This window comes from Enterobacter sp. 148H3 (assembly GCF_034107425.1).
In the GTDB taxonomy this organism is placed as follows: Bacteria; Pseudomonadota; Gammaproteobacteria; order Enterobacterales; family Enterobacteriaceae; genus Enterobacter; species Enterobacter vonholyi.
Window position 1 is genome coordinate 86626 of the sequence record NZ_JAWNEI010000001.1, and the last position, 23274, is coordinate 109899.

General features: G+C 60.1%; 18 protein-coding genes. 12 read left to right on the plus strand and 6 right to left on the minus strand.

Annotated features, from left to right (window positions below):
• The first annotated feature begins 24 nt into the window (after nucleotides 1-24).
• The 10 genes from USH94_RS00400 (at nucleotide 25) to iolB (ending at nucleotide 13153) form a co-directional block, all read left to right on the plus strand.
• Nucleotides 25-1530, plus strand: coding sequence for a CoA-acylating methylmalonate-semialdehyde dehydrogenase (locus tag USH94_RS00400; RefSeq protein ID WP_111965161.1), 1506 nt, complete (start codon nucleotides 25-27; stop codon nucleotides 1528-1530).
• Between the two features lie 11 nt (nucleotides 1531-1541).
• A complete protein-coding gene (gene iolD / locus USH94_RS00405; RefSeq protein WP_111965162.1) occupies nucleotides 1542-3467 on the plus strand; it encodes a 3D-(3,5/4)-trihydroxycyclohexane-1,2-dione acylhydrolase (decyclizing) in 1926 nt (641 codons plus the stop codon).
• 301 nt (nucleotides 3468-3768) lie between these two features.
• Entirely contained in the window at nucleotides 3769-4755 is a 987-nt protein-coding gene (gene iolG, locus USH94_RS00410) for an inositol 2-dehydrogenase (protein WP_111965163.1), read from the plus strand.
• A 31-nt stretch (nucleotides 4756-4786) separates the two neighbouring features.
• Nucleotides 4787-5716: a sugar ABC transporter substrate-binding protein gene (locus USH94_RS00415; RefSeq protein ID WP_008502118.1), complete on the plus strand. Its 930-nt coding sequence runs from the start codon at nucleotides 4787-4789 to the stop codon at nucleotides 5714-5716.
• Between the two features lie 54 nt (nucleotides 5717-5770).
• Complete coding sequence (locus USH94_RS00420; protein WP_111965164.1) at nucleotides 5771-7318, plus strand: sugar ABC transporter ATP-binding protein; 1548 nt, start codon at nucleotides 5771-5773, stop codon at nucleotides 7316-7318.
• An 11-nt stretch (nucleotides 7319-7329) separates the two neighbouring features.
• On the plus strand, nucleotides 7330-8358 hold the full coding sequence (locus USH94_RS00425; RefSeq protein WP_111965165.1) for an ABC transporter permease: 1029 nt from the start codon (nucleotides 7330-7332) through the stop codon (nucleotides 8356-8358).
• Nucleotides 8359-8366: 8 nt separating this feature from the next.
• Entirely contained in the window at nucleotides 8367-9500 is a 1134-nt protein-coding gene (locus USH94_RS00430; RefSeq protein ID WP_111965166.1) for a Gfo/Idh/MocA family protein, read from the plus strand.
• A gap of 12 nt (nucleotides 9501-9512) precedes the next feature.
• Entirely contained in the window at nucleotides 9513-11417 is a 1905-nt protein-coding gene (locus USH94_RS00435) for a bifunctional 5-dehydro-2-deoxygluconokinase/5-dehydro-2-deoxyphosphogluconate aldolase (protein ID WP_111965167.1), read from the plus strand.
• Between the two features lie 11 nt (nucleotides 11418-11428).
• The gene (gene iolE, locus USH94_RS00440; protein WP_111965168.1) at nucleotides 11429-12319 is read left to right on the plus strand and encodes a myo-inosose-2 dehydratase; all 891 of its coding nucleotides are present in this window, start codon (nucleotides 11429-11431) and stop codon (nucleotides 12317-12319) included.
• A 9-nt stretch (nucleotides 12320-12328) separates the two neighbouring features.
• Nucleotides 12329-13153, plus strand: coding sequence for a 5-deoxy-glucuronate isomerase (iolB, locus tag USH94_RS00445; RefSeq protein WP_111965169.1), 825 nt, complete (start codon nucleotides 12329-12331; stop codon nucleotides 13151-13153).
• A 54-nt stretch (nucleotides 13154-13207) separates the two neighbouring features.
• Here the strand turns inward: iolB and USH94_RS00450 are convergent, their stop codons facing one another.
• Genes USH94_RS00450 through USH94_RS00460 form a run of 3 tightly spaced genes read right to left on the minus strand, consistent with a single transcriptional unit; the run spans nucleotide 13208 to nucleotide 15711 of the window.
• A complete protein-coding gene (locus tag USH94_RS00450) occupies nucleotides 13208-13951 on the minus strand; it encodes an alpha/beta fold hydrolase (RefSeq protein ID WP_111965170.1) in 744 nt (247 codons plus the stop codon).
• An 11-nt stretch (nucleotides 13952-13962) separates the two neighbouring features.
• Complete coding sequence (locus tag USH94_RS00455) at nucleotides 13963-14430, minus strand: DUF6130 family protein (protein ID WP_111965171.1); 468 nt, start codon at nucleotides 14428-14430, stop codon at nucleotides 13963-13965.
• A 51-nt stretch (nucleotides 14431-14481) separates the two neighbouring features.
• Nucleotides 14482-15711: an MFS transporter gene (locus USH94_RS00460; RefSeq protein WP_111965172.1), complete on the minus strand. Its 1230-nt coding sequence runs from the start codon at nucleotides 15709-15711 to the stop codon at nucleotides 14482-14484.
• Between the two features lie 97 nt (nucleotides 15712-15808).
• Here USH94_RS00460 and USH94_RS00465 point away from each other — a divergent pair, with 97 nt between their 5' ends.
• Nucleotides 15809-16699 carry a LysR family transcriptional regulator gene (locus tag USH94_RS00465; protein WP_111965173.1) on the plus strand — a complete coding sequence of 297 codons (891 nt, stop codon included), beginning with the start codon at nucleotides 15809-15811 and terminating at the stop codon, nucleotides 16697-16699.
• On the opposite strand, the gene USH94_RS00470 is transcribed toward USH94_RS00465, so the two are convergent.
• A complete protein-coding gene (locus USH94_RS00470; RefSeq protein WP_223580159.1) occupies nucleotides 16696-16884 on the minus strand; it encodes a YfgG family protein in 189 nt (62 codons plus the stop codon). The genes USH94_RS00465 and USH94_RS00470 overlap by 4 nt on opposite strands.
• 352 nt (nucleotides 16885-17236) lie before the next feature.
• Between USH94_RS00470 and USH94_RS00475 the strand changes: the two genes are divergently transcribed.
• Nucleotides 17237-19477, plus strand: a complete 2241-nt coding sequence (locus tag USH94_RS00475; protein ID WP_111965175.1) for an EAL domain-containing protein — start codon at nucleotides 17237-17239, stop codon at nucleotides 19475-19477.
• A 4-nt stretch (nucleotides 19478-19481) separates the two neighbouring features.
• On the opposite strand, the gene ppx is transcribed toward USH94_RS00475, so the two are convergent.
• Together ppx and ppk1 are read right to left on the minus strand one after the other, a co-directional pair.
• Entirely contained in the window at nucleotides 19482-21020 is a 1539-nt protein-coding gene (ppx, locus tag USH94_RS00480) for an exopolyphosphatase (RefSeq protein WP_045399702.1), read from the minus strand.
• Between the two features lie 3 nt (nucleotides 21021-21023).
• Nucleotides 21024-23084, minus strand: coding sequence for a polyphosphate kinase 1 (gene ppk1, locus USH94_RS00485; protein WP_111965176.1), 2061 nt, complete (start codon nucleotides 23082-23084; stop codon nucleotides 21024-21026).
• Nucleotides 23085-23274: the final 190 nt, after the last annotated feature.

The window sequence follows — 23274 nt, forward strand, 5'->3', positions numbered from 1 at the left end:
CGAATCAACAGCGAGAGGTTAAGGATGGAGACGGTAGCGAATTTTATTCACGGCGAATGTGTCACCGGTTCAGGCCAGCGCGTTCAGGCGATCTTCAACCCGGCCACCGGCGAGCAGATCCGCCAGGTGGTGATGAGTACGGCACAGGAAACGGAGCAGGCGATTGCCGCCGCGCAGCAGGCGTTTCCGGCGTGGGCGCGTCATGCTCCGCTTAAGCGCGCGCGCGTGATGTTCCGCTTCAAAGCGCTGCTGGAAGAGAACATGGATCGCCTGGCCCGCCTCATCAGCGAAGAGCACGGCAAGGTCTTCTCCGACGCGGTGGGCGAACTGACCCGCGGTCTGGAAGTGGTGGAGTTTGCCTGCGGTATTCCGCATCTGCAAAAGGGTGAACACTCGGCGAACGTCGGCACGGGCGTCGACAGCCACTCGCTCATGCAGCCGCTCGGCGTCTGCGCCGGGATCACGCCGTTTAACTTCCCGGCGATGGTGCCGATGTGGATGTTCCCGATTGCGCTGGCGACCGGCAACACCTTCGTGCTGAAGCCGTCGGAAAAAGACCCTTCTCTGGCGCTCGCGCTGGCGCAGCTGCTGAAAGAAGCCGGCCTGCCGGACGGCGTCTTCAACGTGGTGCAGGGCGATAAAGAGTCCGTTGACGTGCTCCTGACCGACCCGCGCGTGCAGGCGGTGAGCTTTGTCGGCTCCACGCCGATTGCGGAATACATTTACCAGACCGCGTCCGCCCACGGTAAGCGCTGCCAGGCGCTGGGCGGCGCGAAAAACCACTGCATTTTAATGTCGGATGCCGACATGGAGATGGCGACCAACGCCATCATGGGCGCGGCCTTCGGCGCGGCGGGCGAGCGCTGCATGGCGCTCTCGGTGGTGCTGGCGGTAGGGGATAAAACCGCCGATGACCTCTGTACTCGGCTGGAGAAACAGATTGCCGCGCTGCGCGTCGGGCCGGGCCTGGACCAGTCGCCGGAAAACGAAATGGGGCCGCTCATCTCCTCCGCGCACCGCAGCAAGGTGCTGGGCTATATCGACAGCGGGGAAGCGCAGGGAGCAAAACTGCGCGTGGACGGCCGCGGCTTTAGCGTGAAGGGCCACGAGCAGGGCTACTTCGTCGGGCCGACGCTGTTCGATAACGTCACTCCTGAGATGACCATCTATAAAGAAGAGATTTTTGGTCCGGTGCTTTCTGTGGTGCGCGTAGCAGATTACGCCAGCGCGGTGGACCTGATTAACCGCCATGAATATGGTAATGGCTCGGCAATCTTCACCCGCGACGGCGGCTGCGCGCGCCGCTTCTGCGAAGAGGTGCAGGCGGGCATGGTGGGGGTCAACGTGCCGATCCCGGTGCCGATGGCATTCCACAGTTTCGGCGGCTGGAAGCGTTCCATCTTCGGCGCGCTCAACGTTCACGGCAGCGACGGCGTGCGTTTCTACACCCGAATGAAAACCATCACCGCGCGCTGGCCGGAAATGCAGCAGGAGACAGGCGCTGCGTTCTCCATGCCGACGCTGGGCTGACAGGAGGCGTTATGCAAACCGAACGTATGACCATGGCCCAGGCGCTGGTCCGGTTCCTTAATCAACAGTACGTTAGCGTGGATGGCGATGAAACCCCCTTCGTGGAAGGCGTCGCCACCATCTTTGGGCACGGCAACGTGCTGGGCATTGGCCAGGCGCTGGAGCAGGATCCCGGCCATCTGCAGGTGATGCAGGGCTGCAACGAGCAGGGCATCGCCCATATGGCGACGGGATTCGCCAAACAGCACCGCCGTCAGCGCATTTTTGCCGTCACCTCCTCCGTCGGGCCGGGTGCCGCCAATATGGTCACGGCCGCGGCAACCGCCACGGCGAACCGCATCCCGCTGCTGCTGCTCCCGGGCGATATCTACGCCAGCCGCCAGCCGGACCCGGTACTGCAGCAGATCGAGCAGTATCACGATCTCAGCATCAGCACCAACGACTGCTTCCGTCCGGTCTCCCGCTACTGGGACCGCATCTACCGTCCCGAGCAGCTGATGAGCGCAATGCTTAGCGCGATGCGAACGCTTACTGACCCGGCAGATACCGGTGCGGTGACGATTTGCCTGCCGCAGGACGTGCAGGGGGAAGCGTGGGATTACCCGCTAAGCTTCTTTGCGCGTCGTGTGCACCACATCGAGCGTCGTCCGCCCGATCCGCAGCGTCTGGCGCAGGCGCGGGCGCTGATCGCCCGCAAGCGTCGTCCGCTGGTGGTGTGCGGCGGCGGGGTGCGTTATTCCGGCGCACATGAGGCGTTTCGCGACTTTGTCGAGACGCTGCAGCTGCCGTTTGCCGAAACCCAGGCCGGAAAGGGGGCGCTGGTAAGTGACCACCCACTTAACCTCGGTGGCGTAGGGGTGACGGGCGGAATGGCGGCCAACCAGCTCGCGCCTCAGGCTGACCTGGTGATTGGCATCGGCACGCGTCTGACCGACTTTACCACCGGCTCCAAGGCGCTCTTTTCCCATCCGGACGTCGAATTTCTGCTGCTGAACGTGGCCGAGTTTGACGCTCTGAAGCTGGACGCCACGGCGCTGATTGCCGACGCTCAAACCGGGCTCGAGGCATTGACCCACGCGCTCGGTGATTACCGCAGCGGCTGGGGAGAGGCGATCGCTGAGGCGAAATCCGCCTGGCGCGACGAGTGCCGCCGCCTGTGGGATCGCCAGTGGCGTCCTGACGACGCGCCCGAAGTGGCGGGGCACCTGGACGCGCAGCTGGCGGAGTACGGCGAGGCGCTCAATACCCGCCTGACCCAGACGCGGGTGCTGGGGCTGATCAACCAGCATGTGGAAGATAACGCCATCGTGGTGGGCGCGGCCGGTTCGCTGCCGGGCGATTTACAGCGCCTCTGGCAGGTCAAAACGCCGGACAGCTATCACCTGGAGTACGGCTACTCCTGCATGGGCTATGAGATTGCGGCAGCCATCGGCGCGAAGCTTGCCCGACCCGAGCAGCCGGTATACGCCATGGTGGGGGATGGCTCCTACATGATGCTGCACTCCGAGCTGCAAACCGCGGTGCAGGAGGGCATTAAGGTCACCGTTCTGCTGTTTGATAATGCCAGCTTCGGCTGCATTAACAACCTGCAGATGGGGCACGGTATGGGCAGCTTTGGCACGGAAAACCGCCATCGCAACCCGGAAACCGGACGGCTTGACGGTCCGCTGGTGAAGGTCGACTTCGCGCAAAATGCGCAGAGCTACGGCTGCCGCGCGTGGCGGGTGCACGACGAGCAAAGCCTGCTGGCGGCGCTCGAGGCATCGCGGGCGCATCCCGGCCCAACGCTGCTGGACATCAAGGTGCTACCGAAGACCATGACCCACGACTACGCCTCCTGGTGGCGAACCGGTGATGCGCAGGTGGCGGAATCGTCTGCCGTGCGTGAAGCCGCGGAGCAAACGCAGGCGCAGGTGAAAAAAGCCCGTCAGTATTAAGTTTTTCCGCCGTAACGAAATTTTCATTTCATTTTTATTTTCCCCTCACCCCAGCCCTCTCCCCAAAGGGGAGAGGGAGAAAAGACCGCGCCGTACCGTCCCCTCTCCCCTTTGGGGAGAGAGTTATGGTGAGGGGCACATCTCCCGCGATGTTGTGAGATTGATAACAAAATTTATCTCATTCATCTCAAAAGTGTTAACCCGCACTCAAAAACATAATTTTCACTATTTATAAAAATGAAATAAATGTTTTATTTATAGGGTCGTTAGTTCACAGCATTCACCAACACCGGGAGCCGTTATGTTTAACATTGCTTTACTGGGCGCTGGCCGAATTGGCCAGGTACATGCAGCTAACATCGCCAGCCACGGCGCGACCACGCTCTGGTCCGTGGTTGACCCGAATCAGGAATTTTCCACCCGCCTCGCCACGCAGTATCAGGCCCGCCAGCAGAGCCTGGATGAAGCGATGACCGACCCTAACGTTCACGCCGTGCTGATCGCCTCTGCCACCGATACCCACGCGGACCTGATTGAAATGGCCGCCCGCCACGGCAAGGCCATCTTCTGTGAAAAGCCGGTACACCTCGACCTCGCCCGCGTGCGCGACTGCCTGAAGGTGGTCAAAGAGTATGACGTGCCGCTGTTCATTGGCTTTAATCGCCGCTTTGACCCGCAGTTCCGCCGCGTGAAAACCGACGCGCAGGCCGGGCGCATCGGCAAACTGGAATCGTTGCTCATCATCTCCCGCGACCCGTCTCCGCCGCCTGCGGAGTACGTGCGCGTTTCCGGCGGCATGTTCCGCGATATGACCATTCACGACTTTGACATGGCCCGCTTCATCATGGGCGAAGAGCCGGTGTCGGTGTATGCCCAGGGCAGTAACCTGGTCGATCCGGCGATTGGCGAGGCGGGGGACATCGATACCGCGTTTATCGTCCTGAAATACGCTTCCGGCGCGATGGCGACCATCGTCAACAGCCGCCGCTCATCTTACGGCTACGACCAGCGCCTGGAGCTGCACGGCTCCGAAGGGCTGCTGTGCGCGGGCAACATTCTGGAAAACCAGGTGCAGCACTACGGCAAACAGGGCTGCACCAGCGCGCTGCCGGAACACTTCTTCCTGCAGCGCTACAAATCCGCTTACGCCGCGGAATGGGAACACTTTGTCGCGGTCCTGCGCGGCGAAGCGGTGCCTGACTGCAGCGGCGATGATGGTGAACGTGCGCTGTACCTCGCGGATAAAGCGCTGGAGTCACTGCGCAGCCAGCGCGAGATCGTCCTCTAAACACAACTACCCTACACAGAGAGACATAATAATGAAAAAACTGATCGTAGCCGCCCTCATCGCCATGACGTCCGGGGCCGCCCTTGCCGAAAACGAGCAAATCGTTTTCAGTACGCCAAACCTGGCCATGCCGTTTGAAGTTCACATGCAGCGCACGGCGGTGAAAGCCGCAAAAGAGATGGGCGTGAAGCTTCAGGTACTGGACGGGCAGGGCAGCTCGCCGAAGCAGGTTGCTGACCTGGAAAATGCCATCACCCGCGGGGCGCAGGGCTTTATCGTTTCCCCGAACGATGTGAACGCGGTCTCCAGCGCGGTGGATGAAATTCAGGATGCGAAGCTGCCAGTGGTCACCCTTGACCGCTCCGTCGACAGCCAGAAGAAGGTGCCGCACTTTGGCGCCAACAACTACAAGGGCGGCCAGGCGATTGGTGACTTCGTTAAAACCAAATTCCCCGACGGGGCGGAGATCATTCTGCTGACCGGCCAGCCGGGCTCCTCCTCCAACATCGAACGCACCAAAGGGATCCGCGACAGCCTGAAGGCGGGCGGGGATAAGTACAAGATTGTCGCCGATCAGACCGGCAACTGGATGCGTTCTGAAGGGATGCGCATCGTGGAAAGCGTGCTGCCCTCGCTGCCGAAACGTCCTCAGGTGATCCTCTCCGCTAACGACGACATGGCGCTGGGGGCGATCGAAGCGCTGCAGAGCCAGGGCGTGAAGCCGGGCGAAATTCTGGTCACAGGCTTTGACGCGGTACCGGAAGCGCTGGCCCGCGTGCGCGACGGCTGGCTGGCGGTGACGGCGGACCAGCGTCCGGGCTTTGCGGTGCAGACGGCGATGAGCCAGCTGGTGGCCAACGTGCGCGAGAAGAAAGCCATCACCGGGGCCGACTACCCGCCGACGCTGATCACTAAAGAGAACCTGCAGCAGGCTGAGCGTATCGGTGAGGCCGGTAACTGATTTATCCGCAGCCGCCGCTGGCGCGGCGGCTCACTCTAAAGGAGGAGCAGACCGATGTCGCAACCCTTACTGAAAGTGACCGACCTGGCAAAAAGCTTTTCCGGCGTCTGGGCGTTAAGCAGCGCCCAGCTGACCGTCGGCGCGGGCGAGATCCACGCCCTGCTGGGGGAAAACGGGGCGGGTAAATCCACGCTGCTGAAGGCGCTCGCGGGGGCGCAGCCGCAAACCCGCGGGGATATCTGGTTCAACGGCGAAACGCTGCCGGTGGACGACTCCCCGGTGGATCGCCAGAACAAGGGCATTATCACCATCTACCAGGAATTTAATCTGCTGCCCAACATGACCGTCGCGGAAAATATGTTTCTCGGGCGCGAGCCGCGTAAACGCAATCTGATCGTCGACGAAAAGGCGGTAAATCAGGAAGCGCAGGTCATTCTCGACTATCTGCAGCTGAACGTTGCGCCGACCACGCCGGTCGCCCGTCTGAGCGTTGCCCAGCAGCAGATGGTGGAGATCGCCCGGGCGCTGACCCTCAACGCCAGGCTAATCATTATGGACGAACCTTCCGCCGCGCTGAGCGATAGCGAGGTGGAAAGCCTGCATCGCGTGGTGCGGGAGCTTAAAAACCGCGGCGTAAGCATTATTTATGTTACCCACCGTCTGCACGAAGTTTTCCAGCTCTGCGATCGCTTCACCGTTTTCCAGGACGGCCGCTTCACCGGCACCGGCGCGGTGGCGGAGACCAACGTCGAACAGCTGATCCGCCTGATGGTCGGTCGTGACGTGGCCTTTAACCGTCGTCCCGCCAGCGAAACGCATCATGAAGACAAACCCGTCCGCCTGGCGGTGAAGGGGCTGAGCCGCGAAAAGCCGCCGCTGGATCCGCACGGCATAGCCCTGCATGACATCAGCTTCCACGTTCACGCCGGGGAGGTCTTAGGCATTGCCGGACTGGTGGGCGCCGGGCGCACCGAAGTGGCCCGCTGCCTGTTTGGCGCGGACGCGTTTACCTCGGGCAGCTTTGAACTGGACGGCGTGCCGTACCAGCCGCGCGACCCTCTTTATGCGCTCGATCAGGGTGTGGCGCTGGTGCCGGAAGACCGCAAAAAAGAGGGGGCGGTGCTGGGGCTGTCGATTCGCGACAACCTGTCGCTCTCCTGCCTCTCCTCGCTGCTGCAGTGGCGCTGGTTCGTGAACACCCGCAAAGAGGACGATCTGATCGAGTCCTACCGCAAGGCGCTGCAGATCAAAATGGTCAACAGCGCGCAGGAGGTGCGCAAGCTCTCCGGCGGTAACCAGCAAAAGGTGATCCTCGCGCGCTGTATGGCGCTCAACCCGCGGGTGCTTATCGTCGATGAGCCGACGCGCGGCATTGACGTGGGGACCAAATCGGAAGTGCACCAGGTGCTGTTTGACATGGCGAAAAAGGGCGTGGCGGTGATCGTGATCTCCTCCGATCTGCCTGAAGTGATGGCGGTGTCAGACCGGATCATCACCCTCAGCGAAGGGCGGGTGACCGGCGAGATCCACGGCGACGACGCTAACGAAGAACGGCTGATGACGATGATGGCCATCAACCATAACGCCCTGAACGCGGCATAACGGAGTTTCTCATGACGCAGATGATTTCTAAAACGCAGGCCCCGGTCAAACGCGCCGGACGCATCGATCCCATCGCCTTCTTCGAGCGCTTCGGGGTGCTGATTTTCATGATCCTGCTGCTGATCTTCTTTCAGTCGCAGAACAGCAATTTTTTCTCTGAACGCAATATTTTCAACATCCTGACCGAAGTCTCCATCTACGGGATCATGGCCGTGGGGATGACCTTTGTCATCCTGACCGCCGGGATTGACCTTTCCGTCGGCTCCATTCTGGCGGTCTGCGCCATGACCGCGGCGAACGTGATTAAGGGCGACAACTTCACCACCGTCGACCCGAACGCCTGGGGCGGCATGAGCTGGCTGATTGGGCTGGGGATTTGCCTGGCGATGGGCACGGCGATTGGCTTCCTGCACGGTCTGGGCGTAACCCGCCTGCGCCTGCCGCCGTTCATCGTGACCCTCGGCGGGATGACCATCTGGCGCGGCCTGACGCTGGTGATCAACGACGGCGCGCCGATTGCCGGTTTCGATCAGGGCTACCGCTGGTGGGGGCGCGGGGAGCTGCTCGGCATCTCCATTCCGATCTGGATCTTCGCCATCGTCGCCCTCGGCGGCTATCTGGCGCTGCATAAAACCCGCTGGGGCCGCTTCGTCTACGCCATCGGCGGTAACCCGGAGGCGGCGCGCCTGGCGGGGGTGAACGTCAAGCGCGTGCTGGTCAGCGTCTATGTGCTGATCGGCTGTCTGGCGGGACTGGCGGGCTTCATCCTGAGCGCGCGTCTGGGGAGCGCCGAGGCGGTGGCCGGGATCTCCTTTGAGCTGCGCGTCATCGCCTCCGTGGTGATCGGCGGTACCTCGCTGATGGGCGGCTACGGGCGCATCGGCGGCACCATTATCGGCTCCATCATCATGGGGATTCTGATTAACGGCCTGGTGCTGATGAACGTCTCGGCCTACTACCAGCAGATTATCACCGGATTAATTATCGTTCTGGCGGTGGCGTTTGACACCTACGCCAAGAGCCGTCGCGGCGCACTGTGAGGATCACGATGAAAGAGGTTCGTATTGGATTAATTGGCACCGGGTATATCGGCAAGGCGCACGCTATCGCGTATGCCCAGGCCCCAACGGTGTTCAACCTGCGCGGCAGGCTGGTGCGCGAGATGGTGGCGGAAGTCACGCCGGAGCTGGCGGCAGCGCGCGCGCGGGCGTTTGGCTTCAACCGCTCCACCGGCGACTGGCGGGCGCTGGTGGCCGACCCGGCTATTGATGTGGTGGATATTTGCTCACCCAACCATCTGCATAAAGAGATGGCGCTGGAGGCGATCCGCCACGGCAAGCACGTCTACTCGGAGAAGCCGCTGGCGCTGAACGCCCACGACGCGCGGGAGATGGTTGACGCCGCGAAGCAGGCCGGGGTGAAAACGCTGGTGGGGTTCAACTACATGAAGAACCCGACGGCGCAGCTGGCGAAAGAGATTATCGCCCGCGGTGAGATAGGCGAGGTGATCCACTTCTACGGCACCCACAACGAAGACTATATGGCCGACCCGCTGTCGCCTATTCACTGGCACTGCTTTAAAGAGACCGCCGGGCTGGGGGCGCTGGGCGACCTGGCGGCGCATATCGTCAACATGGCTCAGTACCTGGTGGGGGATATCGAGCAGGTCTGCGGCGATCTGAAGATCGTGGTCCCGGCGCGCCCGGCGAAGGCCGGATCGTCGGAGATGATTGCCGTCGAAAATGAGGATCAGGCCCACGCGATGGTGCGCTTTGCGGGCGGCGCGCAAGGGGTTATTGAAACCTCCCGCGTCGCCTGCGGCCGCAAGATGGGGCTGTCGTACGTCATCACCGGGACGAAAGGCGCCATCAGCTTCACCCAGGAGCGCATGGCCGAGCTGAAGCTCTATCTGCATGACGATCCGGTTAACCGTCAGGGGTTCCGCACCCTGCTCGTCGGCCCGGCGCACCCGGACTACGCCGCGTTCTGCATGGGCGCAGGACACGGGATTGGCTTTAACGATCAAAAAACGGTGGAGGTGCGCGATCTGGTGGACGGGATTGCCGCCGACGCGCCGATGTGGCCGGACTTCGAAGAGGGCTGGAAGGTATCGCGCGTGCTGGATGCAATCGCGCTCTCGCACCGGGAAGGCCGCTGGCTGAACGTGAACGACATTGTCTGATGAGGTATCAATGTGGAAAAGCAGTTTGATGTGATATGCATGGGCCGCGTGGCGGTAGACCTCTACAGTCAGCAGATTGGTGCCCGTCTGGAGGATGTGTCGAGCTTCGCCAAATACCTCGGCGGCTCGTCCGGCAACGTGGCGTACGGCACCGCGCGCCAGGGCCTGCGCTCGTCGATGCTGGCACGCGTCGGCGATGAACATATGGGCCGCTTCCTGCGGGAAGAGCTCAACCAGGTGGGCTGCGATACCAGCCATCTGATTACCGATAAACAACACCTTACGGCGCTGGTGCTGCTCGGCATTAAAGACCGGGACACCTTTCCTCTGATTTTTTATCGCGATAACTGCGCGGATATGGCGATTACCGCCAGCGATGTGGACGAAAGCTACATTGCCTCCGCACGTTGTCTTGCCATCACCGGGACTCACCTTTCTCATCCTCAGACCCGTGAGGCGGTGCTGACGGCGCTGGGCTATGCCCGCCGTCACGGCGTGCGCACGGTGCTGGACATAGACTACCGTCCGGTGCTGTGGGGGTTGACCGCCTTAGGCGACGGGGAAACGCGCTTTATCGCCGCCGATAAGGTCACCCGCGAGCTGCAGGAGGTGCTGCACCTCTTCGACGTCATTGTCGGCACCGAAGAGGAGTTTCACATTGCGGGCGGCAGCACGGATACCCTGCAGGCGCTGGGACAGGTGCGTGCCGTGAGTCAGGCCACCCTGGTCTGCAAACGCGGCGCCCTAGGCTGCTCGGTCTATACCGAAGCCATTCCGCCCCGGCTGGACGACGGCCTGACGGTGACCGGCGTGCGCGTGGAGGTGCTGAACGTCCTCGGCGCGGGGGACGCGTTTATGTCCGGCCTGCTGCGCGGTTACCTGAACGACGAGGGCTGGGAGCAGGCGTGCCGCTATGCCAACGCCTGCGGCGCGCTGGTGGTCTCGCGCCACGGCTGCGCCCCGGCGATGCCGAGCAAAATCGAGCTGGATGACTATCTTTCACGCGCTGCAGATGTGCCGCGCCCGGATCTCGACCCACGTCTTAACCATCTCCACCGGGTGACCACCCGCCGCCGCGAGTGGCCGGAGCTGTGCGTGATGGCCTTCGACCACCGCAGCCAGCTTGAGGATATGGCAATGCAGTGCGGCGCGTCGCTTAAGCGCATTCCGGCGCTGAAGCAGCTGATCCTGCAGGCCAGCCGCGAGGCTGCGAGCCGCGCCGGGCTGGAGGGCAAAGCCGGTCTGCTGTGCGACGGCACCTTTGGTCAGGACGCGCTGAACGCCATTACCGGAGAAGGGTGGTGGATTGGCCGCCCCATTGAGCTGCCGGGCTCGCGTCCGCTGGAGATGGAGCATGGCAACATCGGCACCCAGCTCATCAGCTGGCCGCAGGAACACGTGGTGAAGTGCCTGGTCTTTTTCCATCCGGAAGACGCCCACGGCCTGCGCCTGGAGCAGGAGCAGAAAATTGCCGAGGTGTACCACGCCTGCTGCCGGTCCGGGCACGAGCTGCTGCTGGAGGTGATCCTTCCTGCGACCATGCCGCGCAGCGACGAGCTCTACCTGCGCGCTATCTCCCGCTTCTACAACCTCGGCATTTACCCCGACTGGTGGAAGCTGCCGCCGCTCTCCGCCGACGGCTGGACGGCGCTGAGCGAGATTATCGAACGTCGGGACCCGCACTGCCGCGGGGTGGTGATCCTCGGCCTGGATGCCCCGGCGGAACAGCTGCGCGCCGACTTTAAAGCCGCAGCGGGTCAGACGCTGGTGAAAGGCTTCGCCGTAGGGCGCACGCTGTTTGGCGATGCCTCCCGCGCCTGGCTGAAGCACGATATTGACGATGCGCAGCTGGTGGCGCGCATCAGGGACAACTACCTGCAGCTTATCGCCTGGTGGCGCGAGCGCGGACACGCATAATGGAGAAGACAATGAGTGTACAACTGGGCATTAACCCGCTGACGTGGACGAACGACGATCTGCCTTCACTCGGCGCGGAGACGTCGCTGGAAACCTGCCTGAGCGAAGGTAAAGAGGCCGGTTTCGCCGGCTTCGAGCTGGGCAATAAGTTCCCGCGCGAAGCGCGCCTGCTCGGCCCCATCCTTCAGCGCCATGACCTGCAGCTGGTCTCCGGATGGTACTCCGGCCGCCTGCTGGATCGCAGCGTGGAGGAGGAGATCGCCGCCGTGCAGTCCCACCTGGCGCTGCTGCGCGAGCTGGGGGCGAAGGTGCTGGTCTTTGCGGAAGTGAGCGGCTGCATTCACGGCGAGCAGCAGACCCCGGTGCATCTGCGCCCGCGCTTCCCGCAGGCGCGCTGGAAGGAGTACGGTGAGAAGCTCACCGAATTTGCCCGCTACACCCAGCAGCAGGGCGTGCAGATTGCCTACCATCACCATATGGGCACGGTGATTGAGTCCGCCGACGATGTGGACAACCTGATGACCCACACCGGCGACGCGGTGGGGCTATTGCTTGATACCGGCCATCTGACCTTTGCCGGGGCCGATCCGCTGGCGGTGGCGCAGCGCTGGGCGTCGCGCATCAACCACGTCCACTGCAAAGACGTGCGTGCCGACGTGCTGGCGGACGTGAAAAACCGTAAAACCAGCTTCCTCGACGCGGTGCTGAGCGGCGTGTTTACCGTGCCGGGCGACGGCTGCGTGGATTACCCGCCGATTATGCGGCTGCTGAAGGCGCAGGATTATCACGGCTGGCTGGTGGTGGAGGCCGAGCAGGACCCGGCGATTGCCCATCCGCTGACCTACGCCCGTCTGGGGTATAACAATCTGAGCCGACTGGCGCGCGACGCCGGACTGATTTGAGGAGGTGACATGTCACGTCTGTTATCACGCTGGCAACAGCCGAACGCGGAGGGGCGCACCCAGTCCGTCACGCCGGAAAGCGCAGGGTGGGGGTACGTCGGCTTTGAGGCGTATGAACTGCAGGAGGGGCAGACGCTGACGCTGCCCGCCGTCCGCGAAGAGCGCTGTCTGGTGCTGGTCGCCGGGCGCGCCTCCATCACAACGCCTTCCGCGCAGTTTAACGATATTGGCGGGCGGATGAGCCCGTTCGAGCGCATCAAGCCGTGGGCGGTGTACGTCACCCCGCAGGAGACGGTACAGGTGAAGGCGCTGACGAAGCTTGAGCTGGCGGTCTGCGCCGCGCCTGGCAAGGGCACGTATCCGACGCGGCTGATTGCGCCGCAGGATATCGACGGCGAAGCGCGCGGTAAGGGCCACAACCAGCGCTACGTGCACAATATTCTGCCGGAAGACAAGCCCGCCGACAGCTTGCTGGTGGTGGAGGTCTGGACTAACGAGGGCTGCACCAGCTCGTACCCGAGCCACAAGCACGACACGGATAACCCGCCGCAGGAGACGTATCTGGAGGAGACCTACTACCATCGCCTCAACCCGGAGCAGGGGTTCTGCATGCAGCGCGTCTACACCGACGACAGAACGCTGGATGAGTGTGTGGCGGTCTATAACCGTGACGTGGTCATGGTGCCGAAGGGCTACCACCCGGTGGCGACGATGGCCGGGTATGACAGCTACTACCTCAACGTGATGGCCGGGCCGGTGCGCAAATGGATGTTCACCTGGGAGGAGAACCACGCGTGGATTAATCGCGATTATCCCGCGGATGGCGGGCACTGAGGCTATTATTTGCCGGGTGGCGCTGCGCTTACCCGGCCTACAATTTACAAAATATTATTTTGCTTCAATCGCCTGCTCAATCGTCCGGGCAACGATCTGCGGCTGGCTCACCATCGATACGTGGCTTGCCGCCACCTCGGTGGTTTTCGCGTGGATCGTCTTCGCCATCGCCCGTTCAAGATCGGGGTTGATCATTCGGTCATTCTTGCTAACCACATACCAGCTCGGTTTGTCATGCCACGCCGCGTGGACGACTTTTTCACCAAACGCCTCAGCCTTAATTGGCCCCTGCGTGGCTGCAATCGTATCTTGAATGGCTGGCTTCACGTCAGGCGCGAAATCCTTCCTGACGGCGTCCGCTGGCAGGTATAAATAACCGTCGGCCGTTTTGGCAATGCCCGCGCTACCCGGCGGCGCAGGGTAGCTTCCTGCCAGATCCGCCGTCGACTGGCCGGAATCCGGGGCGAACGCCGCCACGTACACCAGCGATTTTACCCGCGCATCGTTTCCCGCCTCGCTAATCACGGTGCCGCCCCAGGAGTGGCCCACCAGCACTACGTCACCCTGGGCACGGGCGATGGCCCGCTTTGTGGCGGCAACGTCATCGTTGAGCGACGTGAGCGGCAGCTGAACGGCAATGACCTCGGCGTGCTGCTTCTGCAACAGGGCAATCACCTTATTCCAGCTGCTGCCGTCGGCAAACGCGCCGTGAACCAGCACGACGCTGGTTTTACCCTGTGCAAAGGCGCTGGCGGAAAGCGCCAGCAGGCCTGCCGTTAGTACAGTCAGTGCTTTCATCTTGAGACTCCTTAAAAGTGGTGGACCGCCGCGTGGGGTGGTACGGTGAATTCGATGGTTTTGCGGTCGAGCGGCTTGTGCGTCGGGTCGGCCAGAATAATCGTCACCTTGTGTTTCCCTGCGGGCAGCCCCACCAGAATTACCGGCTCTCCGCTGGCGTCAGCCCAGTGCCACGGCGCGTCATCCACCACCACGTGAATGTGCCCGATGCGCGGAGTGACCTTGAGCGCTTCAGGTCCGAATACCGGCTCGATGCGCAGGTTTTCGGCACGGTACTGTATAAACACCGCGCCTTTGCTCAGCGGCCCGGCAAGCGGGGGATCGACGATCAGCTTTGCGGGTGGTTGCGGCTGCGCCAGCGGGGCAACGGCGGCGGGGCCGTTAACGTCCCCGGCGCTCAGGTTGTCCAGCGGCGTGGCCTGGGCATGGGCTACAGATGCCAGGATAAGCAGGGTGATAAGTGCATAACGACGGGTCATCGGTCTCTCTCCTCATCGGTTCTGAATGGCGACAGGGAAAGAAAACCATTTTTATGTATCGGAGATATTTGCCGGAGGCGGCGTTTTGTACCCGTTTGTCAGCGTGGCGCTCTGGATACAGTGCGATACAGTTTGCTTCCCGGGACAGCGCACGATCGCTATCGCCAGCCCGGCAATCACCAGCGTCAGCCCCGTCGACACCCCCATTGCGCCAGCGATCCCCAGCGTTTTGTTCAGCCACGCATAGGCAAACGGTGAGGCTGCGGCCATAAGTTGGCCCGGGATAAGCAGCATGCCCGTGCGGCGGGCATAGCTTTCGGTGTTAAACAGTTCCAGCGGCAGCGTGGCTTTCACAATGGTGACCAGCCCGTTGATGGCACCGTAACCCAACACAAATCCGGCTGCGCACCAGACAAACTGGGAACTGCTTAGCCCAACCAGAAAGCAGAGCGGCATGGCGAGCGCGGTAAAAATCGTGAGTTTGAAGGGGGTTAAGCGGGCGCCCGCCAGCACTTCCAGCGAGCGAGCACCCGTCTGGCCGATCCCCCACAGCATGCCGATGGCGACAGGCAGGCCGAAGTGGGCAATAAACTCCGGCAGATGGGTGGACGTGCCGTTCGAAACAAAAGTAATGAGGGCAATGAAGATGGCATAAAGCCAGCCGTGACGCCGCTCGTTGTTCAAAGGCGGCACGGTGACCTTTGTCGTCACCGTTAGCCGCTGACGGGGAAGCGTTCTTATCAGCGCCGCGCTCAGCAGGCCGAACAGAGCATAGACGCGCAGCGCGTCCTGCCAGCGCATAACCTGAAGCAGAGCATCGCCCAGCGGCCAGAAGACGGCGGAGGCCATTCCACCCGCCAGCGTGACGCGTGAGATTGTTCTGCGCGCCTGCTGCCCGTAGAGGTTCACCAGCGCGGCGAACAGCGCATCGTAAAGCGACAGGCGCATGCCTGTGCCGGCGACCAGCCAGGCACAGTACCACCCAAAAAGCGTCTGGGTATACGCCATCCCTGCGCAGCTTGCGGCGATCAGCAACGTTCCGCTCATCACCACCGTCTGACCGCCAAAGCGTGCCAGCAGGCGGGCGACAAAAGGGGATACCGCCGCCATCACCAGCATCGCCAGCGTCAGGCCGAGGTAAATCTGCGGTGAAGACCATCCACGGTCGGCTGAAATGGCCAGCGCAAAGGTGCCCGGCATATAAAACGAGATCCCCCAGTTGATGAGTTGATTACATCCGGCAGTGAGGGCGAGGTGGCGTGGCAGGGCAGGTGTTTCCATTATTTTTCATTCCGCTATGCAGTTGTCCTGAGCATAACGGGCGCGGTATTGTGCTGGCAGGGCAGCAACCTTATGCGCGGTATAAGAGAAACTTTGAATGACGACGCTTAATCTGGGCTTTCTCGCCACCTTCCGTCTGGTGATCCAGCGCGGCAGCTTTTCAGCGGCAGCGGATGTGCTGGGTATCTCTCAGCCCGCCGTCAGCCTGCAAATACGCCAGCTGGAGCAGTTTTTGCAAACGCGGCTGGTAGAGCGTACCGGGCGAGGGATAAAGGCGACGGCTGCCGGAGAGGCATTGCTGGCGCATGGGGAGCGTATTCAGCAGGTGGTGGATGACGCTATTCGGTCCGTGAGCGCATTCAGCCACGATGTGAGCGGCACCATTACGCTTGGCACGGGGGCAACGGCCTGCATCCATTTTCTGCCGCCTCTGCTGGAGCAGCTACGACGCGACTATCCGCTCCTGAACGTGGGGGTGACGACGGGGAACACCCGCGATATCGTCAGGGCTATCGAAGAGAACCGTCTCGATATGGGGCTGGTCACGCTGCCGGTGAGTGGCAAGGCGTTGGACGTCATGCCGGTGATGGACGAAGAGTTTGTTTTTATCGCCTCGCGGGAGCTGAAGGATGTTTTCAGGGACTTTACCCCGGAGGCGCTGCACGCTCAGCCGCTGATTGCCTTTGAATCAGGTAGCGGAACCCGGACGCTGATCGATGGCTGGTTTGCGGCTAATGGATTAGCGATCGCACCGGTGATGCAGCTTGGCAGCATCGAGGCGATCAAACGCATGGTTCGCGCGGGGCTGGGCTACAGCATCGTGCCTCGAATGGCGGTTGAACAGAATGACGATCGCGAAGGGCTATGCGTGATGTCGCTTACGCCCATGCTGCAGCGGCAGCTGGCGGTGGTGATGCGACAGGATAAAATCCTCAGCAAAGGGATAGCGGCCATTATTCGGCTCGTGCAGCATCCTTCGGCGGTTTAGCGGTCAGCGGTATCGACGGTCAGGCCGGATTGCTGCGACTGGGTTTTGTCCTGATGGTGATACCAGGCGCCAATCGAGGAGTAAACGAAGCGGCCAAAGAAAAACAGAAAGCTGATGAGCAGTATGATGCGGGTCATTCGGGTGTTAAATCGATGTCGTTTGCGCATACGCGTGACCTGACTCACTCTGTTTATCCTGGGTAAGCCCTTTTGGGCGATAGGGATATTAAGGCACAGCGGGAAGAAGGGGTCAATTCTGCAGTGTGTAAATAACCGTCAATGTATACATTAATTAATGTTATTGAATTTAATTAATGCATTTACCATATTGATAATATGAAGAAAATTATTTCAAAAAAACACCACAAAGAGTAATTTGCGCAAAGTAGTTTGATTTAAGTCAACGGATTCCCGGCCCTTATATTTAAAATCCTTCCTCCACACAGTTCGCCCCGCACGCCGCCGGGCGGCGCGTACGTCAGGTTGGATGCCTGTCTTTATTTTCCCTCTGGAGCGAAAGGGGTTTAACCGGGCATCTATGAACATTCTCGCTTTCCTGAAAAAAAATGAAAACCGCTGGTGGGCATTGCCGCTTATTTTGCCTGTGGTTTTACTTCCCGTGCTGAGCATCGCGAATACCTTCACGCAGCTGGGCGACGGCATTGCGGCACTCTATTATTTACCCCTCTCATTTTTGCTTTCGCTGATGATGTTCTTTGGGCTGGAAGCGCTGCCTGGGATCGTATTGTCGCTGTTTATCCGCTATTACCCCTCGGTCGGCATGTTCGAAACGGTCGCTGGTATGCTCCATTTTGTCGTCCCTTTAGTGCTGAGCTGGGGCGGCTACCGGGTGTTTGCGCCCAGACGGAATATGACCGCATACGGCGACATCCGGCTGATGGCGCAGCGCATCTTCTGGCAGGTCTTCTGCCCCGCGACGCTATTTCTGGTGCTGTTTCAGTTTGCGGTGTATTTAGGCGTGTATGAGAGCCGGCAGAGCCTTGCGGGATTAAACCCTCTTAATATTCGCACGCTCATCAACTATCAGACGCTGCTGGTCAGCGGGCTGACGGGCGTGCCGCTGAGCTATCTGCTGATCCGCCTGATTCGCCATCCGCGCTATCTCAAAAGCCTTTTCTCGCAGATCCGTTCCCAGATAGATAAAAAGGTGACGGTCATTGAGTTTCTGATGTGGGCGATTGCGCTAGGCGGGCTGCTTACGCTGCTGCTGCTCCCGATGAATGAAAACAGCTCCATTTTCACCACGAACTACACCCTGTCGCTGCTCATGCCGGTGATGCTCTGGGGCGCGATGCGTTTTGGCTATAAGCTGATTTCGCTTATCTGGACGCCGATACTGCTGGTATCTATTCACTATTTTTACCGCTATATCCCGGTGAACCCGGGGTATGACATTCAGCTGGCGATCACCTCTTCCAGTTACCTGGTCTTCTCGTTCGTGGTGGTTTTTATGTCGATGCTGGCAACCCGGCAGCGCGCGGTGAACAAACGCTCGCGCAGGCTGGCGCTGCTCGATCCGGTCGTCCATATGCCTAACCTGCGGGCGCTGTCGCGCGATCTGGCGAAAAACCCGTGGTCGGCGCTCTGCCTGCTGCGCATACCGGAGCTGGAAATTCTTGGCCGAAATTACGGCGTGTTGCTGCGGATTCAGTACAAGCAGCAGCTGGCGCAGTGGGTGAACGGTACTCTCCAGCCCAACGAGCAGGTGTACCACCTGACCGGGTACGACATGGCGGTACGCCTCAACGCGGAATCGCACCAGCAGCGGATTGAAACCCTGGACGAGCATATCAAACAGTTCCGCTTTGTCTGGGACGGTATGCCGCTTCAGCCGCAGGTGGGAGTGAGCTATTGCTATGTCCGGTCCCCGGTTAACCATCTGTATCTGGTGCTGGGTGAACTGGGCGTGGTTGCCGACCTGTCGCTCGCCTCTAACCATCCGGAAAATCTTCAGCAGCGTGGGGCCGTCCATTTGCAGCGTAACCTGAAGGATAAAGTTGCGATGATGAGCCGCCTGCAAAAGGCGCTTGATAACGACGAATTCACCCTGCTGGTTCAACCCGTTCGCGGCCTGCGTGGCGATTGCTATCACGAAGTCCTGCTCCGGATGCCGGATGCCAGCGGGCTATTGATCTCTCCCGATCGGTTCCTGCCCGTCGCGCAGGAGTTTGGCCTCTCCTCGCGGGTGGATTTGTGGGTGCTGGAGTATACTCTGCGCTTCCTGGCCGCGCATCGCGAAAGGCTGCCCGGCCAGCGTTTCGCCATTAATCTGGCCCCCTCAACCGTATGTCGGGTGCAGTTTCCGCTTGAAGTCAGTCGCCTGCTGGCGAAATACGCCATTGAGCCGTGGCAGCTGATTTTTGAAGTGACGGAGTGCAGCACCTTTTGCAATGCGGAGCAGGCGCTACACATCCTCCGGCAGCTGCAGAAAATGGGGGTACGTATTGCGATTGATGATTTTGGCACCGGCTATGCGAGCTATGCGCGGCTGAAAAGCGTGGATGCGGATATTCTCAAGATCGACGGCAGCTTTATCCGCAATATCGTCAACAACAGCCTGGATTATCAGATTGTGGCGTCTATCTGCCATCTGGCGCGCATGAAGAAGATGCTGGTGGTGGCGGAGTACGTCGAGACCGAAGAGATACGTAGCGCGGTTCACGCGCTAGGCATCGATTATGTGCAGGGCTATCTGATTGGCAGACCGGCGCCGCTTGAGTCGCTGCTGGAAGCTGAGGCGTCCTGCGCGGACGCCTGAACCGTTACGCGGCGACGTCGGCGCTCTCTTCTTCGATTTTGAGCAGCCAGCCGGTGACGGCTTCCCAGTACTGCTGCTCTTTTTCCAGGTCCAGCAGGACCAGCGCGTTCTGGCTGAACCAGTCGTGCGGGAAGCTCAGCGTCCAGTGATGGTCGTCGGTTTTAAGCTTCAGCGTGGGCGGCGTGGTGGTGGCCTGGCGCTGGTTATTGAGCAGTACGCCCAGACGCAGCAGCTGTATAAGCGGCAGGAACTGTTTTTTCTTGAACAGCGTGAAGCGCGGCAGGTCGTCGAGCTTGATGGCTTTGCGGTGATAACGCACCAGGGTCGCCATCATGGTTTGCTGCTCCTGGTTGAAGCCAGGCAGATCGCTATTTTGCAGAATGTAGGCCGAATGGCGATGCATCCCGCTGTGGTTGATGTTGAGCCCCACCTCGTGGAGCATTGCGGCCCATTTTAACAGCGCGGCAAGCTGCGGGTGCGCGAGCTTCGGATTCTGCTCTTCCCACTGCTCGTACATCTGCACCGTGGTGTCCAGCACGCGCTTCGCCTGCTCGCGGTCGATGTTGTACTGGTTAGCCAGGCTTTGTGCGGTGCGGCTGCGAATATCCTGATGGCGGAAGCGGCCTTCCATCTCATACAGCACGCCTTCGCGCAGCGCGCCGTCGGAAAGGCGCAGCTCTTTAATGGCGAGGGCATCAAACACGCCGCAGAGGATGGCCAGCCCCGGTACGAAGACCACCTTACGCTCGTCGGAAAGACCCGGCAGGCTTAAGGCGTCAAAACTTTTATGCTTCAGCACCTCTTCGGTTAGCAATGTCAGGCGTTCGGGCGTGATAAACCCGTCTTTTTCACCCATCGCCAGCAGCACTTCATGCGCCGCTTTGATGGTACCCGACGCGCCCAGCGCCACGTTCCAGCCCTGGATACGGTACTGCCAGGCCAGGTTTTCCAGTTTCTGGACGGCCGCCATCCGCGCACGCTGGAAGTTCTCGCGGGTGATGCTACCGCCCGGGAAATACATCTGTGCGAAGCTGACGCATCCCATACGGCGGCTTTCCACCAGGCGCGGCTCAAAGTCTTCGCCGATCACAAGCTCCGTAGAACCGCCGCCGATGTCGATAACCAGCTTGCGCCCTTTTTCCGGCTGGGTGTGCTCGACGCCCATGAAGATCAGACGCGCTTCCTCGTTGCCGGAGATGATCTCAATCGGGTAGGGGATCACCTTTTCGGCCCGCTTGAGAAACTCAGGTGCGTTCAGGGCCTGGCGTAGGGTGTGGGTACCCACGATGCAAACGCTGGAGGGCGAGAAGCCCTGCAGGCGTTCAGCAAACAGCGACAGGCAGTTTAACCCGCGCTCCATCGCCTCTTCGCTGAGCATGCTGCGTTCATCAAGACCATCCGCCAGGTGTACGCGCTGCTTCAGACGACCGATGATCTGCAACGCGCCATCTACCTCACGGGCGATGACCATGTGGAAACTGTTAGAGCCAAGATCGACCGCGGCGAATTCCTGCGGGCGTGGGGTCTTATCATTTATCGGCATAGGTTAATCGGGTTGCTCGAGTGATTTGATATAGTCGTAAATCGCCAGTTGCGACCGCACTTTACGGCGGTTGCCGCGCGGTACATAGCGGTTACTGAGTTCTTTGTCGATATAGCGTGCTTTCACGGTATCGCTGAACAGAATCTCGATGATGTCGAGGATCTGCTGCTTCAGGCGCGGATCCAGCAGCGGTGCCGCGACTTCAATTCGGTAGTCAATATTGCGCGTCATCCAGTCTGCCGAAGAGAGATAGACCTGTTTATCACCCGCATTATCGAAAATATAGACCCGATCGTGCTCCAGGTAGCGGTCAACAATGCTGATCACGCGAATATTGTCGCTGATGCCTTCCAGTTCCGGGATCAGCGAGCACATGCCGCGGATCAGAAGATTAACCGGTACGCCGGAGCTGGACGCCGCATACAGCCTGTCCACCAGCCCTTTATCGACCAGGTTGTTAAGCTTCAGCGTGATGCCGGACGACAGCCCTTTCTGGGCATTGGCGATCTCTTTATCGATCATATCGTACAGCAGACGGCGTGAGTTCTGCGGCGAGACCAGCAGATAGTCGAAGCTCACCGGACGGTACGGGTTTTCGATAAAGTTAAAGACCCGGCGCACTTCGTTAGTGATGCGGGCATCGGCAGTTAAGAGCGAGTAGTCGGTATAAATTCGCGCGGTTTTCTCGTTAAAGTTCCCGGTACCGATGTGGGCATAACGCACCACCTCATCGCCCTCTTTACGAGAGATGAGGAACAGCTTGGCGTGAATTTTCAGCCCTGGCGCGGAGAAAATGACGTGCACACCGGCTTCCGTCAGACGACGCGCCCAGTGAATGTTCGCCTCTTCGTCGAAGCGCGCCTGCAGCTCAACCACCACTGTGACTTTTTTGGCGTTGTGCGCCGCGTGGATCATCGCATCGATGATGCGAGAATCTTTTGCCACGCGGTAGATGTTGATTTTGATCGCCAGCACGCTCGGGTCGAACGAGGCCTGACGCAGCAGTTCCAGCACGTGCTCGAAGGTGTGGTACGGATAGTAGAGCAGGACATCGCGTTCGCGGATGGCGTCGAATCCGTTGCGGAATTTATCGAACCAGAGATGGCGCAGGCGCGGCAGCGGCTTGTTCACCAGGTTGGCTTTGCCGACGTTCGGGAAGCCAATAAAATCTTTAAAGTTGTGGTAACGACCACCCGGAACGATGGAGTCATAGCGCGAAATGGTCAGTTTCTCACGCAGCATCTCCACCATGGCGTCCGGCATATCGCGCTGATAGACGAAGCGCACCGGTTCAGCCGTCAGGCGCTGTTTCAGGCTGGATGACATCAGCTCCATCAGGCTGGCTTCCATCTCGTGCACCAGGTCATATTCGGCGTCACGAGTCATTTTCATCGAGTAGGCGTTTAACGCATCGTAATCGAAGAAGCCTTTGAAGATGTCGTCCAGACAGTAGCGCAGGATGTTATCCAGCAGGATCATTGGTTTGCGTCTGCGCGGGGTTTCCGGCGGCAGATTCACAAAGCGCGGCACCTTGTCGGATGGGATCTCCAGCAGCGCGTAACGGATAGATTCACCGCGAATAATTTCCACCGCCAGGTAGGTGTAGTCATCTTTCAAAAACTGCACCAGATCGGTTTCGCGGTTGATCAGAATGGGGGTAATGTGCTGGCGCAGATAGTGTTTGAAGTAGTGGCGCAGCCAGTTTTGTTGGTTAACGGAAAGCTGGCGTTCGTTAATCAGGAAGATTTGATTGCGCGCCATCTCCAGCAGCAGTTCGTTATACAGGCCGTCAAATTCCTGATCGGCTTTCAGCACGCGGGACTGGATTTTGCCCAGCAGATGCCGCGAGTGCGAGTTTAAGCCCTGTTCTTCGCTGATAATGATGCGTCTTTTCAGCTCGGCAAAGCGAACCTTGTAGAACTCATCCAGGTTGTTCGAATAAATACCCAAAAAACGCATGCGCTCGATCAGCGGGTTACTTTTGTCTGCCGCTTCCTGGAGTACACGTTCGTTGAATGCTAACCAGCTTAGCTCTTTCTCGATATATAACTTTTCCTGACCCATTACAGCTCACACTCCAGTTCAATCACAGGACGTGGTAAATCCGTCTCGTCCTTATTATGGCGAGCATTTCCACGATATGTCCAACAGTGCCAGAAAAGTATGACAGTTATTTTTTTTGTTGGGGAATTTAGAGGGTTGGGGAGGGGACATTCGGGTAATGCATCAGGCAGGTCGGGTAAGCGCAGAAGCG

Excerpts from the sequence above, each read along its gene's own strand:
- USH94_RS00465 (WP_111965173.1), top strand. The coding sequence starts at position 15,809 with ATGACGACGCTTAATCTGGGCTTTCTCGCCACCTTCCGTCTGGTGATC.
- USH94_RS00460 (WP_111965172.1), bottom strand. The coding sequence starts at position 15,711 with ATGGAAACACCTGCCCTGCCACGCCACCTCGCCCTCACTGCCGGATGT.
- iolB (WP_111965169.1), top strand. The coding sequence starts at position 12,329 with ATGTCACGTCTGTTATCACGCTGGCAACAGCCGAACGCGGAGGGGCGC.
- USH94_RS00400 (WP_111965161.1), top strand. The coding sequence starts at position 25 with ATGGAGACGGTAGCGAATTTTATTCACGGCGAATGTGTCACCGGTTCA.
- USH94_RS00450 (WP_111965170.1), bottom strand. The coding sequence starts at position 13,951 with ATGAAAGCACTGACTGTACTAACGGCAGGCCTGCTGGCGCTTTCCGCC.
- USH94_RS00455 (WP_111965171.1), bottom strand. The coding sequence starts at position 14,430 with ATGACCCGTCGTTATGCACTTATCACCCTGCTTATCCTGGCATCTGTA.
- iolD (WP_111965162.1), top strand. The coding sequence starts at position 1,542 with ATGCAAACCGAACGTATGACCATGGCCCAGGCGCTGGTCCGGTTCCTT.
- USH94_RS00430 (WP_111965166.1), top strand. The coding sequence starts at position 8,367 with ATGAAAGAGGTTCGTATTGGATTAATTGGCACCGGGTATATCGGCAAG.
- ppk1 (WP_111965176.1), bottom strand. The coding sequence starts at position 23,084 with ATGGGTCAGGAAAAGTTATATATCGAGAAAGAGCTAAGCTGGTTAGCA.
- iolG (WP_111965163.1), top strand. The coding sequence starts at position 3,769 with ATGTTTAACATTGCTTTACTGGGCGCTGGCCGAATTGGCCAGGTACAT.
- USH94_RS00425 (WP_111965165.1), top strand. The coding sequence starts at position 7,330 with ATGACGCAGATGATTTCTAAAACGCAGGCCCCGGTCAAACGCGCCGGA.
- iolE (WP_111965168.1), top strand. The coding sequence starts at position 11,429 with ATGAGTGTACAACTGGGCATTAACCCGCTGACGTGGACGAACGACGAT.
- USH94_RS00415 (WP_008502118.1), top strand. The coding sequence starts at position 4,787 with ATGAAAAAACTGATCGTAGCCGCCCTCATCGCCATGACGTCCGGGGCC.
- ppx (WP_045399702.1), bottom strand. The coding sequence starts at position 21,020 with ATGCCGATAAATGATAAGACCCCACGCCCGCAGGAATTCGCCGCGGTC.
- USH94_RS00475 (WP_111965175.1), top strand. The coding sequence starts at position 17,237 with ATGAACATTCTCGCTTTCCTGAAAAAAAATGAAAACCGCTGGTGGGCA.
- USH94_RS00420 (WP_111965164.1), top strand. The coding sequence starts at position 5,771 with ATGTCGCAACCCTTACTGAAAGTGACCGACCTGGCAAAAAGCTTTTCC.